At 71.6% G+C, this 16,100-nt stretch carries 12 protein-coding genes; 5 read left to right on the forward strand and 7 right to left on the reverse strand.

Translation table 11 applies throughout. The features are described from left to right. Positions 1-91: 91 nt before the first annotated feature. From ACWGJY_RS25225 to ACWGJY_RS25240, 4 genes are all read right to left on the reverse strand, one after another. Entirely contained in the window at positions 92-2,302 is a 2,211-nt protein-coding gene (locus tag ACWGJY_RS25225; RefSeq protein WP_453263118.1) for an ATP-binding protein, read from the reverse strand. A 278-nt stretch (positions 2,303-2,580) separates the two neighbouring features. Further along, positions 2,581-3,150 (reverse strand): GNAT family N-acetyltransferase, encoded by a 570-nt coding sequence (locus ACWGJY_RS25230; protein WP_453263119.1) that lies wholly within the window; start codon positions 3,148-3,150, stop codon positions 2,581-2,583. 456 nt (positions 3,151-3,606) lie between these two features. Further along, complete coding sequence (locus tag ACWGJY_RS25235; protein WP_453263120.1) at positions 3,607-4,407, reverse strand: VOC family protein; 801 nt, start codon at positions 4,405-4,407, stop codon at positions 3,607-3,609. Between the two features lie 280 nt (positions 4,408-4,687). Then, on the reverse strand, positions 4,688-5,821 hold the full coding sequence (locus ACWGJY_RS25240; protein ID WP_453263121.1) for an acyl-CoA dehydrogenase family protein: 1,134 nt from the start codon (positions 5,819-5,821) through the stop codon (positions 4,688-4,690). Between the two features lie 259 nt (positions 5,822-6,080). On the opposite strand from ACWGJY_RS25240, the gene ACWGJY_RS25245 reads away from it, so the two are divergent. After that, the gene (locus ACWGJY_RS25245) at positions 6,081-7,688 is read left to right on the forward strand and encodes an AMP-binding protein (RefSeq protein WP_453263122.1); all 1,608 of its coding nucleotides are present in this window, start codon (positions 6,081-6,083) and stop codon (positions 7,686-7,688) included. A gap of 4 nt (positions 7,689-7,692) precedes the next feature. Continuing rightward, on the forward strand, positions 7,693-8,541 hold the full coding sequence (locus ACWGJY_RS25250; protein ID WP_453263123.1) for a PaaX family transcriptional regulator: 849 nt from the start codon (positions 7,693-7,695) through the stop codon (positions 8,539-8,541). A gap of 13 nt (positions 8,542-8,554) precedes the next feature. Here the strand turns inward: ACWGJY_RS25250 and ACWGJY_RS25255 are convergent, their stop codons facing one another. Further along, positions 8,555-9,283 carry an HAD family hydrolase gene (locus tag ACWGJY_RS25255; RefSeq protein ID WP_453263124.1) on the reverse strand — a complete coding sequence of 243 codons (729 nt, stop codon included), beginning with the start codon at positions 9,281-9,283 and terminating at the stop codon, positions 8,555-8,557. A 483-nt stretch (positions 9,284-9,766) separates the two neighbouring features. Between ACWGJY_RS25255 and ACWGJY_RS25260 the strand changes: the two genes are divergently transcribed. Continuing rightward, positions 9,767-10,402, forward strand: a complete 636-nt coding sequence (locus tag ACWGJY_RS25260; protein ID WP_453263125.1) for a TetR family transcriptional regulator — start codon at positions 9,767-9,769, stop codon at positions 10,400-10,402. A 68-nt stretch (positions 10,403-10,470) separates the two neighbouring features. Here the strand turns inward: ACWGJY_RS25260 and ACWGJY_RS25265 are convergent, their stop codons facing one another. Further along, the gene (locus ACWGJY_RS25265) at positions 10,471-11,499 is read right to left on the reverse strand and encodes an MDR family NADP-dependent oxidoreductase (RefSeq protein WP_453263126.1); all 1,029 of its coding nucleotides are present in this window, start codon (positions 11,497-11,499) and stop codon (positions 10,471-10,473) included. A 205-nt stretch (positions 11,500-11,704) separates the two neighbouring features. Between ACWGJY_RS25265 and ACWGJY_RS25270 the strand changes: the two genes are divergently transcribed. After that, on the forward strand, positions 11,705-12,322 hold the full coding sequence (locus ACWGJY_RS25270) for a ScbR family autoregulator-binding transcription factor (RefSeq protein ID WP_453263127.1): 618 nt from the start codon (positions 11,705-11,707) through the stop codon (positions 12,320-12,322). Positions 12,323-12,469: 147 nt separating this feature from the next. After that, positions 12,470-13,444: a ScbA/BarX family gamma-butyrolactone biosynthesis protein gene (locus ACWGJY_RS25275; RefSeq protein ID WP_453263128.1), complete on the forward strand. Its 975-nt coding sequence runs from the start codon at positions 12,470-12,472 to the stop codon at positions 13,442-13,444. A 320-nt stretch (positions 13,445-13,764) separates the two neighbouring features. Here the strand turns inward: ACWGJY_RS25275 and ACWGJY_RS25280 are convergent, their stop codons facing one another. Continuing rightward, positions 13,765-16,098 carry a bifunctional salicylyl-CoA 5-hydroxylase/oxidoreductase gene (locus tag ACWGJY_RS25280; RefSeq protein WP_453263177.1) on the reverse strand — a complete coding sequence of 778 codons (2,334 nt, stop codon included), beginning with the start codon at positions 16,096-16,098 and terminating at the stop codon, positions 13,765-13,767. Positions 16,099-16,100 lie beyond the last annotated feature (2 nt).

Consider the following 16,100-nt stretch of genomic DNA (forward strand, 5'->3'; position numbering starts at 1 on the left):
GAGTTGCCTGCGCGTCACACCCAGCTTCCTACCGGGTTCCGTCCCCATGCGGGGACGGAACCCGAAGGTTGATCACAACCACACACAGGCCCTAGTCGTTAGCCTCGCAGCGCTGCCGCAGGCGGGCAAGGTACTCCAGGTGCGGGGTTGCTCCCTCCGGCCTGAGCAGCCGTTCGGCCTCGGTGATCTCCACCAGCGCTGCGGTGTCGTCGCCCCCGGCGTGCAGCGTCTCCGCGAGGTCGGTGCGGACCCGTCCCTGGTTGTACGCCTCCCCCTGTTGCACGAAGAAGCTGAGTGCGTTCTCCAGGCGGGTGCGGGATTCCGCCAGTCGGCCCATGCCGCACAGGGCCCGCCCCTGGTGACGCTCGGCCAGTGCCAGGGCGCGCGGAAGATTCTCCGCACCTTCCTGGCCGGGCGAGAGGCGTCGGTACAGGTGCTCTGCCTCGACAAACCGCTCGTACGCTGCGGTGTACTGCCACCGGTACAGCTGCAGCAGACCCAGCAGCTCCACGGACGACGCCTCGCCGAGCAGGTGGCCCGCTGCGCGCTCGCATGCGACGGCACGGTGCGTCTCTTGGTCGGCCTCGTCCCCTCGCTGAAGTTCACCGAGGCAGTGGCCGAGCTGGAAGTGAAGTCCAGCTGCGGTGCGGGAATCCGGGTGATGCTCGTCGGCACACCGGACCGCAATCTGGAGGGCCGGCAGTACCTCGTCCCAGTACCCGGCCTTCAGCTGAAGTGGCCACAGGGAACGGGCCAGGCGCAGCACTGTATCGAGGTGTCCGTATTCCTGGGCCACGGAGACCGCCCGCATCACGTTTGCGGCCTCGGCCCGCAAGGCCGCCATGCCCGTGGCCTCGTCGGGGTAGGCCGCCTCCCCCGCCGGGGCGGGCTCGACTCGCCAGCTTCGTGGCAGTGCGGCATGTGCTGCATGCAGCGCACGGTTGAGCACGTGGTCGAGCGCACGGGAGACCGCTGCGGCGCACTCGGAGATTCCGTGCTCTGGACCTGCGGCATCCGTCAGGAGGCGCTGTACCTCGGGCCGGAAACCGAAGCGACCGTCATGCAGCGGTTCCATCAACTGAACGTCCGCTGCTTCGGTCAGCATCCTGGCCGCTTCCTGCCCGCCCACGTGCGCAGTGGCCGCGGCCAGGCCGGCGTCGAACGCAGGCCAACCGCCCACTGCCACGAGCCGGCAAAGCCGCGCCGTCTGCGGGCCGAGCCCGCGACACGCGACCTGGACCATGTGGTGCACCGGAGAGTGCCCCGTGGTCCCGTCCACCGCGTCCGGGAGCGGCGGTTCCTCGGTCAGCAGGCGGACCGCCGCCGCCTTCAGGGCGAAGGGGTTGCCCGCGCAGCGGTCCAGCAGTGCCGGCAGCTGCGGCTTGGCACGTGCGACGATTTCCGGGCCGGCAACCTTCCTCAGCATCTTCACCGCGTCCCGGTCCGTCAGCTGCGGCACAGCAATGCGCTCAGCCTCCAGCGCGAAAACCGGGCCGGATGCGATCACCAGGAGGAAGACCTCGGGAGTGGCGGGGATGAGGTTGCGGACCTGCGCGACGTGTGAGGCGTGGTCGATCACCACCAGCGCCTTGCGACCGGCCGTCAACTGTCGGTACAGCTCTTCGCGTCCGGCTTCCGTGGGAGGCATCCGTTCCGGCTGGACCCCCATCTTCTGCAACAGACGCAACAAGACGGTTGACGGGGCCGGTCCGGACTCAGAGGCGTCATGACGGAGGTCCACGTAGAACTGCCCATCGGGGTACTGGGCGATCTGGGCAGCACCCCAATACAGCCCCACCGCAGTGGTGCCGATTCCCGGCGGCCCATGGAGCAGAGCCACCCGTGGCCGACCTGCTGCAGGTCGCCCAGCCTCTCGCGTCAGCTGCCTCAGTACCCGCTGGCGATCGGTGAAGTTCCTGGTGGCAGGCGGTAGTCCCGCACCAGGGCGCAGGAGCAGCATCGGTTCCGGCGTGCTCCGCAAGAGCTGGGCCCACTCGCCGTTCTGCCGCCCCTCCTGACTCAGCTGCGCATGCAGTACTCGCGCCAGCATCTCCCGGCTCTCCGGAGTAGCCGGCAGCGGCGTCTCCCTCCCCAGGGTCCGCCTGACCAGCGCGCCCGTCGACACGAGCACCTGCTTGCCCATCTCCCCTGCGGCACCGTTGCCCACCGCAGTCAGGAATGCGGTGAGCGCCCCCACCGTCACGATCTCGAACACGCCAGCCCCTCCCCTGGTACCGATGTGTGGCCCCTGCCGGACTGTATCCAAGCCGAAGCGAAGCGGGGAAACGATCTGGCCCATCATGGCCCCGACTTGTGGCCCCACACCGGCCCGGCCAAGTGAGGATCCACTGCCCGCGGCTGCAGCGGGCACCGAGTCGAGCAGCTCGGAGGCACACCGCCCGTCACCCGGGTCGATGCGTTCCGGACCCAGTCTGTCGATGGCATCGATCAGTCATGGAATTCCCCACCTCATGCGGGTTCGGCGTCAGGTAATTCCCCACCCTCGCAGTCATGTTTTCCCTGCCGGCGGCGGTCGCTCCGGCGACGTATGGCTCCCGCTGCCAGCCGCCTGCCGGCGACTCAGAGACAAGGCATGCTCATGTAAAGGGCTTGCTCGCCGGCTGAGGGTGTGCCCTCGTAGAGCGCCGTGTCCAGTCCGCAGAAGCTGAATCCCATACGCCGGTAGGCATGGATCGCCGGGGCGTTGATGTTGGTGACTTCCAGCCAGATGTGCCCGGCACCGCGCTCACGGGCGAACTCGACGGCGTAGCACACCAGGGCACGGCCGACGCCCTGGCCCCGATGGGCCGGAGCGACTTCGATGTCCTCGATGGTCAGCCGCCGGTTCCACGGAGCGTAGGAGACAGTGGCGAAGCCCGCCAGACAACCGTCAGTGCCGACGGCGACAAAGGTGCGGCTGTTCGGATCCTCCGCGGCCGCGGGGCCGTCGCCGGCCTCGGTGTCCTCCGCTGGGAAGACTTTGCGGATGGGCGGGTCCACCGTGATCTCCTGGAGGGCGAACCCGTCCCCGGTGACGGCCACATGGAACATAGTGCGGGTGGTGAAGGATCCGTCGAGCGCCTCGATGGCCTCAGTGTCCTCAGGCCGGGCAGCGCGGAACTCGTAGTCCATGTCGTCAACGGTCGTCATGGCATGAACCTACGACCGGTCCGACCGGCCTGGATCGGATTTCGGCGCGGCTTGGAAGCCAGGCCGCCCGGGACCGCGATCCGACAGCCCACCGCCTCCCTCCCCGAATCGCCCGAGGCTCCCAACAGCTGCCTCGGAGACGTTGGATGACAGCGCCATGAAGGGCATAGACGGACGCGTCCCACCCGATGCCCGCGAGATCACCACCGGCCAGGCCAACCGCGTCCGGTCGGTGGACGGACCGAGGCTGTACATCCTCAAGCACTACGGCGACCCCGCCCGCGCCGAAATGAAACCGCCGCCCTCCGCCTCCTGGCCATGCGCCACGCCCCAGGTCCTCAGCTGCTCGCCGCGCCCCGGGGCGGCACCACAGCGTGGACCGCACAGGCTGAGGTCGACGCGAAGCCTGTACCCGAAGATCGCTTCCTGGATCCGCGTCCCCGTCAGGGCGCCTCGTCAGAGCGTCCCCTGCGGGGTGAGCACCACGAACTCCGCGCCGGACGGGTCCTCGCAGACGGCGAGGCGGCCGACGCCCTCGGCTGTTTCCGGGCCCATGGACAGCGTGCCGCCGTTGCCCGTCACCAGGCCGACGGTGGCATCGCAGTCCTTGGATCCGAACACCGGGTGCCAGTACGGCTTCCCGCTGGGCCCGAGCAGATCGGCGGGCACGCCCATGAGGCCGCCGTGCATCCGGTCCTCGCTGGAGTCCGCCGGGGTGAGGAGGGTGTAGGTACCACCCCCTCCGGGGAGCGGCATGTCCTGGGTGCGCCAGCCGAAGACCGTTTCGTAGAAGGTCCGGGCGGCGGCCGCATCGGGGGTGTACAGCTCCGTCCAGCACAGGGTTCCGGGGCCGTCAGCGGCTTCGATGCCCGGATATCGGGCCGGCTGCCAAATGGCGAACTCCGCGCCCTGCGGGTCCGTGAGCCGGGCGAAGCGGCCGTCGTCCGCACCCACCAGGGCCGGCACTGAGCGGACCGAGCCGCCGGCCTGCTCCACCGCCTCGGTCGTGGCATCCGCGTCGGAGGTGTGGAAGTAGATCGTCCAGGCGGAGCGTGCGCTCTCCTCGGGGAGTGGGCCGACTGCGCCGACAGCCTTGCCGTCGAGCCGGAAGAGTGTATATCCGCCCGCGTCCTGGTCACCGTAGGGTTCGGAACGCCAGCCGAACACGGCCCGGTAGAAGGCCGCGGCCACCTCGACATCGGGGGCACCGAGATCGAGCCAGCACGGGGAGCCGGGGACGAAGTCAGTAGTGATCATGACGATTCCCTTCGCGGATCCGCTGTGAATTCAGCCTGCCATCCGGCACTGACAGCCGCCCGTCGGCAACCGCCCGTATGCCGGGGCGCGGCGCCTCTATGCGCCCTTGACGCCTGACGCGCGCTCGTCAAATACGGCAGCGGGCGGCATCGCCCACCGGATACACGTAGGGGAGTGGGAGTGGCATTGGGTGTGGGTGTGGGTGTGGGTAACCCGCGCCACGTCCAGGCCCGGAAGGCGGATGACTGACGCGGGCAACAGGCCGGCCCCGCGGGTGAGTTCAGGAGCGCTCCCGGTAGAGCTCCTTGGCGATGATCGAGCGCTGCACCTCCGTGGCGCCCTCGTAGATCCGGGGTGCACGGACCTCGCGGTAGAGGTGTTCCAGGAGGTGGCCGCGGCGTAGCGCGCGGGCGCCGTGGATCTGTACGGCGGCGTCGACGACGTACTGGGCGGTCTCGGTCGCCAGCAGCTTCGCCATGGCCGAGCGGCGGGCGATGTCCGGGGCCCCGGTGTCGTACGCGGATGCCGCCGCGTAGACCAGGAGGCGGGCGGACTCGACCCGGGTGGCCATCTCGGCGAGCTGATGGCCGACGGACTGCAGATCCTTGAGCGGGCCGCCGAACGCGGTGCGCGCGCCCGCATGCGTCAGCGCCGCGTCCAGCGCAGCCTGCGCCATGCCGACCGCGAAGGCGCCTACGCTCGGCCGGAAGAGGTTCAGGGTGGCCATGGCGACGGCGAACCCGCCGTCCACCTCGCCCAGCACATCCGCCCTGGTCACGGGCGTACCGTCGCAGACGAGTGTGCCGATCGGGTGCGGGCTGAGCATGTCGAGGTGCGCGCCGGTCAAACCCGGACGGCCGGCGGGGACGAGGAAGGCGGTGACGCCGCGCGCCCCCGGCCCGCCGCCCGTACGGGCGAAGACGGTGGTGAAGTCGGCCTCGGGGGCGTTGGAGATCCAGCACTTCTCGCCGGTGAGCCGCCAGCCGTCCGGTCCGTCCGGCTCGGCGGCCAGGGACAGCGCGGCGGCGTCCGAGCCCGCGCCCGGCTCGCTCAGCGCGAACGACGCGACCGCCCGGCCGGCGGCCACCTCCGGCAGCCAGCGGGCGCGCTGGGCCTCGGTCCCGGACTGCACGACCGGATAGGCCCCCAGGCCTTGGAGCGCGAGTGCGGTCTCCGCCTCCGTGCACTCCTGGGCCAGGGATTCCCGCAGCAGACACAGGTCCAGGGCGCGCAGGGCTCCCTGGGCGGGGAACAGGCGGCGCAGCAGGCCCAGTTCGCCGAGGGCGGCGACCAGCGGGCGGTTGACCCGGCCCTCCTCGCCCTTCTCCGCCAGCGGACTCAGCCGTTCGGCCGTCAGCGCGCGCAGCTCGGCGCACCATTCCTGCTCGTCCGGTCCCAGCGCGAATACGGTCACGAGGCGGCTCCCTGGTAACGGTCCTCTATCGCGGTCTGTTGACTGCCGTCACGAACACGTTACGCTGACGACGGATCCGAACGGCAGTACTCGACGCAGCGAACGTGCGCCCCACCGCGCAGTCCCGGGCCGGCCACCGCACCGGCCTCCACCGTCCCTCATCCCTCCCCCGGCCGCCCGCCGGCCACCGCGAGCCGGGCGCCGGGGGCCCCGCGCGCCCCGCCATGATCCGTAAGACACGCCCTAGGGGGCATACGCCATGGAGCTACGGCCCTCGGCCCACGCCGACACCTTCGCGCGCGACCGGCTGCCGCCCCGCGACCAGTGGCCGCACCTCACCGATCTGGGCTATCCCGACCGGCTGAACTGCGGCGCCGAGCTGCTGGACACCACGATCGCGCGGCTCGGCGCCGACCGGCCCGCGGTCCGTGACGCGAGCGGGCCGGTCTGGACGTACGGGCAGCTGCGTGCGCAGGTCGACGCGATCGCCCATGTGCTCACCGGCCGGCTGGGGGTCCGGCCGGGCAACCGTGTTCTGCTGCGCGGGCCCACCACGCCGTGGCTGGCCGCCTGCTGGCTCGCCGTGATGAAGGCGGGCGCGGTCGCGGTGACCGTACTGGCCGCGCAGCGTCCCGAGGAGCTGGCCACGATCGCGGACCTCGCGCAGGTGCGGTATGCGCTGTGCGACGTCCGCTCCGTCGACGATCTGGCCAAGGCCGAGGTCCCGGGGCTGCACCTCACCACGTTCGGCGGGGACGGGCCTGACGATCTGCGGCAGCTCGCCCGGCCCGGCGGCGCGCCCTACCCGGCCGTGGCGACCTCCGCCGACGATGTCGCGCTGATCGCCTTCACCTCCGGCACCACCGGCCGTCCCAAGGGCTGTATGCACTTCCACCGCGATGTGCTCGCCATCGCGGACACCTTCTCGGCGCAGGTGCTGCGCCCCGAGCCGGACGATGTGTTCGCCGGCAGCCCGCCGCTCGGTTTCACCTTCGGGCTCGGCGGGCTGGTCATCTTCCCGCTGCGGGCCGGTGCCTGCGCCTATCTCGCCGACTGGGGCGGGCCGGAGCGGCTGCTCGGCGATATCGCGGCCCATCGGATCTCGGTGCTGTTCACCGCGCCGACCGCCTATCGCGCGATGCTGCCCAAGCTCGCCGGGCACGATGTCTCGTCGCTGCGCCGGTGTGTGTCGGCCGGCGAGAATCTGCCCGCCGCGGCCTGGCAGGCCTGGCGCGAGGCGACCGGTCTGCGGATCATCAACGGCATCGGCGCCACGGAGCTGCTGCACATCTTCATCTCGGCCGCCGACGAGGCGGTCCGGCCCGGTACGACGGGGCTGCCGGTCCCCGGTTTCCAGGCGCGGGTGGTGGACGCGGACGGCACCCCGCTGCCCGACGGCGAGCCGGGGCTGCTGGCCGTGCGCGGGCCGACCGGCTGCCGCTATCTCGCCGACCCCCGGCAGACGGAGTACGTACGGGACGGCTGGAACCTCACCGGTGACACCTATGTCCGCGAGCCGGACGGTTACTTCCGCTATGTGGCCCGCGCGGACGACATGATCATCTCGGCGGGCTACAACATCGCGGGCCCCGAGGTGGAGGACGCGCTGCTGCGGCACCCCGATGTGACCGAGGCGGCGGTGGTCGGGCGGGCCGACGAGGACCGCGGGCAGGTGGTCGTCGCCCATGTCGTGCTGCGGCCCGGCGTGCCCCGGGGGGACGAGACCGTCGCCGCCCTCCGTGCTTTCACCAAGACCCGGATCGCGCCCTACAAATGCCCGCGTGAGATCGTCTTCCACACCTCTTTGCCGCGCACCCCGACCGGTAAGCTCCAGCGCTTCCGGCTGCGGGGACCCCATCTAGAGTGACCCGGTGAACGACCAGCAAACGCAGCGCACCCCACGGTCCCTGATCGTCACGTTCTACGGCGCCTACGGGCGCGGGGCCGAGCCCGCGGGCGGCACGGCCGCTCCGGTGCCGGTCGCCGCCCTGATCCGGCTGCTCGGTGCGCTCGGGGTGGATCCGCCGTCGGTGCGCTCCGCGGTCTCCCGGCTCAAGCGGCGCGGGCTGCTGGTTCCCTCGCGCACGGCCACCGGGGCGGCCGCGTACGGACTGTCCGACGCGGCCCGCCAGCTGCTGGAGGACGGCGACCGCCGGATCTTCGGCCGGCCGGCCGCGCGACTGTCCGACGGCTGGGTGCTGGCCGTCTTCTCCGTCCCCGAGGAGGAGCGGCACAAGCGGCATCTGCTGCGCTCCCGGCTGGCGCGGCTCGGTTTCGGCACCGCGGCGCCGGGTGTGTGGATCGCCCCCGCACAGCTCTACGAGGAGACCCGGCACACCCTGGAGCGGCTGCAACTGGCCCGGTACGTCGATCTGTTCACCGGCGACCACGCCGGGTTCGCCCCCACGGCGGACGCGGTGGCCCGTTGGTGGGACCTGGACGCCCTCGCCGCACGGCACCGCGCCTTCCTCGAAGAGCAGGAGCCGGTGCTCCAGCGGTGGTCGCGGCGCCGCTCGGTACCCCCCGAGGCGGCCTACCGCGACTATCTGCTGGCCCTGGACGCCTGGCGTCAGCTGCCCTATGCGGATCCCGGACTGCCCTCTCCCCTCCTGCCGGAGGACTGGCCGGGGGGCCGCGCGGCGGAAGTGTTCGGCCGGCTGCACGCCAAACTGCAGGCCGCCGGGGCCCACTACGCACACGAGGCGGCGAACGGGGCGTAGCGGCCCCGCCGCCTCAGCGGCGGCGCTGCGCCCCCACCGCGACGCCCGGCCGCGGCCTGGCGGCGGCGATCACGGAGACCACGTCCTTGAAAGAACTGCACATCCGGGTGCCGGCGACCGCGGCGAGCTCGCCGAACGTGCCGACGCCATAGGTCACCGCGACCGGTTCCATGCGCGCGGTGACCGCCATCCTCATGTCCCCCACGGTGTCGCCCACATACGCGCTCTGCCAGGCCGCGACCCCGAGCCGGCCGGCCGCCCGCAGCACCATCTCCGGGTGCGGTTTGCCGCGCCGGACCATGTCCTGGCCGATGACCGGGCCGACCAGATCGCGGATGCCCATGACGTCGAGGAGCGCCTCGGCGCTGCGGGTCGTCTTGGACGTGGCGACGGCCAGCTCGATGCCGTGGGCGCGCAGCGCGGACAGCCCCGCGGTGACTCCGGGGAAGAGCAGCTGCGGTCCCTGGCACAGGACTTCGTAGGCGAACAGTTCACGGTAGCGGGAGATGGCCGCCTGCACCCGGCCGTCGTCCTCGGGCTTGCCCAGCAGCCGCCCGAAGGCGGGGCCGGGCGGCTTGCCGATGGCGGCGGCCGCCTGCCGCGCGGTCACCGAACACCCCTGCTCCGAGGCCACCTTGACCAGCAGCTTGCTGATCGGGGGCAGGGTGTTGGCGAGGGTGCCGTCCAGGTCGAAGACGGCGGCCCTGATCGTCTCGCCGCCGGCGCTCCGTGCACCTCTCACGGGACGTTCGACTTCCGTTGCTACGCGCATGGCTGGAGACCTTTCCGGATTCCTGTGGGGGTGCAGGGGCTCGGGTGACGTTGCTGGCTCGGCGGGTTGGGCGGCCTGCGGTCGAGGACGGGTGGAGGCAGAGGCGGTCTCGCCGTGGCGCACCGCTGTCCAACGGCGGTACGCGACCGTCGAGGCGGCTGCAACGGAAGGGATCGTCCCGTTTACCGCCTTCGGAGATTTAAAAACCGCCTGCGCTGTTTGTCAATGGACCCTTACTGCCTCTGACGGGTCGACAACGCTCCCCCGGGGGGCGAGACTGGGGACACATCACCCCCAAAAGATCAGCCAGCGGCCGAACCGGCGACCGATCGCCGACTTTGCGCCGGGGCATGCCAGTTCCGGCCAATCGTGGGGAGCATACAGAACCGCATGGTTGGTTTTCTATGTAGACTGCATTGAGCTCGCAGCCGTACTAGAGACGGGACGGACACCGTGCCCACCCAGCATCGCGCCATCCAGAGCCGCCAGGCACTCATCCGCTCGGCCGCAGAGACCTTCCTGGAGAAAGGGGTACCTGCAGCGGGCATGGTCGAAATCAGCCGGCGGGCCCGGCTGAGCAAAGGTGCCCTCTACTTCCACTTCACCTCCAAGGACGACCTCACGCTCGCGGTGCGGGACGCCGCGCTCGCGACCCTGCAGGAGATCGAGGACGCCTTCACCCGCTCCCCCGAGCCGCTGACCACCGCCGTACGGGACTTCACCGTCGAGCTGTTCGGCCGGGTGGAGTCGGACGCCGTGCTGCGCGCCGGACTGCGGCTTCGGCCGGAGACCGCGCCGGGGCTCGGTATCTACGCCCTGGAGCAGCGCTGGTACGCGCTCTTCCTCGACAAGGCGGTGACCTGCGGGACCGGCGGACCGGCCGGACCGCATGCGTCGGACACCGAACCACGGCGTACGGCCCAGCTGTTGACCTCCCTGGTGGTGGGGCTGCTGCATCTGGGCAGCGAGGACGGTACATGGTGGAACCGGGAGGCCGTGGTCGGCCTGTGGGCGCTGCTGCCGGCCGCGCCGGGCCGGGTCCCGGCCGCCGGTGTCCCGGCACCGACGCAGCTCCCGGCGGCCGGCTGACCCGGCGCGGCGGCCCGTACGGCCCCGCTCTCCGCGCCCTCCCCGGCCCGCCCCTCGTGCCCGGAGTCTCACAACTCGACCAGCACGGACCCGATATGACGCCCCTGAATGAGTTCGCACAGCGCCCGCGGCGCCTGCTCGATCCCCTTCAGAAGGGCATGCGGGAAGACCAGAGTGCCCTCCCGCAGGCCCTGGCCGAACTCCTTGGTCCACTCCTGCGGCAGATCCGGGTGCGCATGCAGCCCGAAGCCGCGCAGCGCCACCCGCCGCGTGATGATCAGCGCCGCGTCCAGCTCCACCGGCGCGGCAGTGCCGCCGTCCCCGCCCAGCTGGCTGGAGAGCGCGCCGACCAGCGCGAACCGTGCATCGGGGCGGGCCAGCGCCAGTGCCGCCGTGAGCTGTTCGCCGCCCACGGTGTCCAGCAGCACATCGATGCCGTCCGGCGCGGCCCGGCGCAGCTGCCGTTCGATCGGCCCGGCGCCGCGCACGACCGTGTCGTCGTAACCCAACTCGGCGCGCAGTCGCGCGGCCTTGCGCTCCGAGCCGGTGCTGCCGACGACCCGGCCGGCGCCCAGCCGCCGCGCCAGCTGTCCGGCCAGACTGCCCACGCCACCCGCCGCGCCGGTGATGAACACGGTGTCCCCCGGCCGCACCTCGGCGGTCCGGCGCAGCGCACCCCAGGCCGCCGCGCCCTGCGACAGGTGCGCGGCGGGGGTCGGCAGCGCATCCGGTTCGAGCCGTCGTAGACGCGACTCCTCGACGGCGGCGAACTCCCGCCAGCCGTATGGGTGGTGGACCAGTTCGCCGGGCCTGAAGCCGCCGCCCGGTGCGGCCACCACCTCGCCGACCGCGGACCCCCACAGCGCCTCACCCGTCACAAATGAGCCCATCGGCAGCCGCATTCCGGCCATCCGCGTCCGCATCGCCGCGGTCACCGCCATCACGCGGGTGCGCACGAGCACCTGCCCCGGCTCCGGCACCGGCACGGGGACCTCGGCGATCCTGAAATGCCGGGGCGTCAGCTCGCCTTCGACCCGGGCGGCGAGCCGGATCTCGCGGTGGACGGCGGGTATGGCGGGGACGGCGGTGGGGGACATCGGACAACTCCTCGCACTCGTGACACTCGACGGCGTCGCACCGGTTCGCGGCGCCCGGCCGTGCCCCTCGGGATCCCGCCGGGTGTTCCGCACATTCAATACCGCATGGTTGGCTTCTTTATGATGCGGAAATAGACTGCGCGGCCACAGGCGGCGGGTCGCACCCAGGCACAACAACTCCAAGAGAGCATACGGAGGATGATCGGTGGTCAAGCAGGAACGCGCAGTGCGCACCCGACGCGCCGTCCTCGAAGCAGCGGCTCATGTCATCGGCACCCGCGGGTACCAGGCCGCCACGATGGCCGAGATCATCCAGCGCGCGGGGGTCACCAAGGGAGCCGTGTACTTCCACTTCACGTCCAAGGACGCACTGGCCCGCGCGGTCATAACGGAGCAGACCGACCCGTTCCTCCCGCAAGTCAGCGAGTCCCGGCTGCAGGACGCCATCGACTTCACCCACCAGGTGGCACTGGCTCTGCGCAGTGACCCATTGCTGCAGGCCGGCACCCGCATCGCGGTCGAGACGACCTTCAGCGAGAACCCGCTGGTGCCATACCAGGCCTGGACCGACATCATCACCACGATGTTCACCGAGGCGCGGGACAACGGGGAATTGCTGCCCGGCGTGGCCCCCGACCGGGCGGCCGAGTTCTTTGTCGCCGCCTATATGGGCGTCCAGTTGTTCTCACGGGCCGCGACCAACCGCGCCGATCTCCCGGAGCGCGTCACGGCGCTGTGGAAGCACACGCTTCCGGGCCTCGCGTCGCCCGGCGCGCTGAGTCATCTGGACCCGCACGGCCGCTGTGTGAAGATCCCTGCCTGACGCCTTTCTCCACGGCGCGACGGAACCATGACCCGGCAGGACCCTGGAAAACAAACCACATGGTCCGTATTCTTGGCTCCCGCATGGCCGCCGCCGAGGCTCGGCCCGTCCGGCAGCGGTGAGCCGCACAGCAGAAAGGAACCCCCCATGACCAGCGCCATCCTCACGCCATACCTGCGTGATCAGTGCCGCGATACCGGAGCCCGGTCAGCCGACGGAAACCGACCGCCGGAACTCACCACGACCGTGCCGCGGGAATACGTCCACCGCACCGCCTTGTCCGAGGTGTTCCTGACGAACTGGCGGCGCGGCGAGGACGACGGCTGGGTGGTCAGCGCCCAATGGCCGCGCGCCCATACCTTCTACGGTCCGGTCCACGGCCTGCACGACCCGGTGTTACTCATAGAGACCGTGCGGCAGGCCGGGATATTACTGAGTCATGTCGTGCACGAGGTGCCGCTCGACCACCCGATCATCTGGCAGCGGGTCCGCTATGACCTCGCGCCGCAGGCGCTGCGCGCCGCGGAGGCACCGGCCGAGGTCGAGCTGCACGTCACCGACCACGACATGGTCCACCGAGGCAAACGGCTGGCCAGCGCCCGCCAGGAGTTCCGGATCGTGTGCGACGGCGCCGACCTGGCCTCCGCGACGCTCGTCTTCTCCTGCCACAGCCCGGCCGTCTATCGCAGGCTGCGCGGCGAATACAGCGATGTGGCGCTCGCCAACTCCCGGAAACTGCCGCTGCCGCAGGCCGTCACCCCGCCGCTGGTCGCCCGGGAACGCGACCGCGATGTGGTGCTCTCCCCCAGCGACCGTCCCGACCGCTGGCAACTGCGGGTGGACACCTCGCACCCGGTGCTCTTCGACCACCCCGTGGATCACACGCCCGGCATGCTGATGATCGAAGCCGCCCGGCAGGCCGCGCAGGCGGCAACGCCCGGCTTCACCGTCCCGGCGTCGATGGACTGCTCCTTCGAACGGTACGCCGAACTCGACGCCCCTTCCTGGGTGCAGGCGCGGACCACCGGCCACACCGACGACCGCCGGCAGGTCGAGGTCCACATCGAACAGCACGGCCAGCCGGTGGTCTCGGCGCAGATCGCCTGCGTACCGATGCCCTGACCGGGCCTCTCGCAGGACCGTCGGTGCGCTGACGGCTGCCGCTCCCGGCCCCTCGGTCCGCCGGCCGGCCGCGTCCCACGGACCGTCGGTCCACCGGCCGGCCGGCGTCTCCCGGCCCCCGGTTTCCCGACCGGCCGTGGCTCCCGGACCGGCCCCTCATCGGACCGCAGGTTCAACCGACCGACCGCTTGGCCGCCCCGCCCCGTCCCATCCCGCCCTGGCCTGCACCCCGCCGGGCCGGGCCGGTTCAGGTCAGGTCAGGTCACGTCACGTCACGTCAGGTCCCGGAACAGCCCCGCCCCGCTGCCCGTGCCTCCCCGTCACCGCAGCGTGAGGCGGGGCTTCGGCGCGTCGGTGCGACCGGTCGGCGGGATGCGGCTGCCGGCCTGGTAGGGCAGCGGCCAGGGGGCGCCCGGCCCCGCATATCCCTGCTCCGCGGCGGCGTGCAGCGTCCAGTGCGGGTCGTACAGATGCGGCCGGGCCAGCGCGCACAGGTCCGCGCGCCCGGCCAGCACCAGGGAGTTGACGTCGTCCCAGGAGGAGATGGCGCCGACCGCGATGACCGGCACCCCCAGGGTGTTGCGGATCCGGTCGGCGAACGGGGTCTGGTACGAACGGCCGAAGTCGGGGCGTTCGTCGGCGACGACCTGTCCGGTGGAGACATCGAGGGCATCGGCGCCGTGTGCGGCGAAGGCCCGCGCCATCGCCACCGCGTCGTCGGCGGTGGTACCGCCGTCCGCCCAGTCGGTCGCGGAGATACGGACCGTCATCGGGCGCCCGGCCGGCCAGACGGCGCGGACCGCGTCGAAGACCTCCAGCGGGAACCGCATCCTGCCGGTGAGGTCGCCGCCGTACGCATCGGTGCGGTGATTGGTGAGCGGCGAGAGGAACCCCGAGAGCAAGTAGCCGTGCGCGCAGTGGAGTTCGAGGAGGTCGAAGCCGGCTCGCGCGGCGGACTCCGCGGCGCGGACGAACTGTTCGCGTACGGCGGCGAGTTCGTCCTCGGTCAGCGCGTGCGGGACCTGGTTGACGCCGGGGCGGTAGGGCAGTGCGGAGGGCGCCACGACCGGCCAGTTGCCCTCCGCAAGCGGCTGGTCGATGCCCTCCCACATCAGCCGGGTCGAGCCTTTGCGGCCGGAGTGGCCGAGCTGGATCCCGAGGGCGGTGCCGGGTGCGGAGGTGTGGACGAAGTCGGTGACCCGCCGCCAGGCCGTCTCGTGTTCCGGCGCATACAGGCCCGTGCAGCCCGGTGTGATCCGGCCCTCGGGGCTGACGCACACCATCTCCGTCATCACCAGCCCGGCACCACCCAGCGCGCGGGCGCCGAGGTGGACGAGGTGGAAGTCGCCGGGGGTGCCGTCACCGTCCGCGGCGGAGTACATGTCCATCGGGGAGACCACGACCCGGTTGCGCAGTGTCAGCCCGCCCAGCCGGAACGGCGTGAACATGGGGGGCGTGGCGGGCTCGGTGCCCGCCGCCCGCTCGACGGCCGCGACGAATCCGGGGTCGCGCAGCCGCAGATTGTCGTGGGTGACGCGGCGGCTGCGGGTGAGGAGATTGAAGGCGAACTGGTGCGGCGGCTGGTCGAGATAGGTGGCCAGTTCCTCGAACCAGGCGAGGCTGGCGCGGGCGGCGCGCTGGGTGGAGGCCACGACCGGGCGGCGTTCCTCCTCGTACGCAGCCAGGGCGGCGGCGGTGTCGGGCTGCTCCTGGAGGCAGGCCGCGAGCGCCAGGGCGTCCTCGACGGCGAGCTTGGTGCCGGAGCCGATGGAGAAGTGCGCGGTGTGCGCGGCATCGCCGAGCAGCACCGTATTGCCATCTGACCAGCGCTCGTTGACGACCGTACGGAAGGCGGTCCAGCTGGAGTTGTTGGAGCGCAGCGAGCGGCCGCGCAGTGCGTCCGTGAAGACCTTGGCGCACCACTCCGCCGACTCGCGCTCGTCACAGCGGTCGAGTCCGGCCGCCCGCCAGACCTCCTCGCGCATCTCGACGATGACCGTGCTGGCCCCGGGGCTGCTCTCCGGCCCGCAGGACAGTGCCGCGGGGTGGCGGTCGGGCGACGGACCGGGACCGGCGAACGGGTAGGCGTGGAGCTGTACGACACCGTGCTCGGTCTCGGCGATCTCGAAGCGGAAGGCATCGAAGGCGAAGTCGGCGGCGAGCCAGATGTAGCGGCAGCGGTGAGTGGTCAGCTGCGGGCGGAAGACGTCGGCATGTGCGGTGCGGGTCGCGCTGTGCACCCCGTCGGCGGCGATCACCAGGTCGTACGAGCGGGCCAGCTCGGCGGCGGGCGGGGCCTCGGTACAAAAGCGCAGGGCGATGCCGAGGTCGCGGCAGCGCTGGTGCAGTACGGCCAGCAGCCGGCGCCGCCCGAGGGCCGCGAAGCCGTGTCCGCCGGAGGTCAGGGTGCGGCCGCGGTGCACGATGTCGATGTCGTCCCAGCGGACGAACTCCGCCTGGAGGGCGCGGTAGACCTCCGGGTCGGCGTGCTCGATGCCGCCGAGGGTCTCGTCGGAGAGGACGACACCGAAGCCGAAGGTGTCGTCGGGCGCATTGCGCTCCCAGACCGTGATCTCGCGGGTGGGGTCGAGGCGTTTGAGGAGGACGGCCGCGTACAGCCCGCCCGGCCCGCCTCCGATGACGGCGACCCGCATGG

The sequence above is a fragment of the Streptomyces sp. NPDC054765 genome (genome assembly GCF_053612065.1).

Coding starts and splice junctions, on each gene's coding strand:
- ACWGJY_RS25275 (WP_453263128.1), top strand. CDS start 12,470: ATGACCAGCGCCATCCTCACGCCATACCTGCGTGATCAGTGCCGCGAT.
- ACWGJY_RS25265 (WP_453263126.1), bottom strand. CDS start 11,499: ATGTCCCCCACCGCCGTCCCCGCCATACCCGCCGTCCACCGCGAGATC.
- ACWGJY_RS25230 (WP_453263119.1), bottom strand. CDS start 3,150: ATGACGACCGTTGACGACATGGACTACGAGTTCCGCGCTGCCCGGCCT.
- ACWGJY_RS25245 (WP_453263122.1), top strand. CDS start 6,081: ATGGAGCTACGGCCCTCGGCCCACGCCGACACCTTCGCGCGCGACCGG.
- ACWGJY_RS25225 (WP_453263118.1), bottom strand. CDS start 2,302: ATGATGGGCCAGATCGTTTCCCCGCTTCGCTTCGGCTTGGATACAGTC.
- ACWGJY_RS25235 (WP_453263120.1), bottom strand. CDS start 4,407: ATGATCACTACTGACTTCGTCCCCGGCTCCCCGTGCTGGCTCGATCTC.
- ACWGJY_RS25280 (WP_453263177.1), bottom strand. CDS start 16,098: ATGCGGGTCGCCGTCATCGGAGGCGGGCCGGGCGGGCTGTACGCGGCC.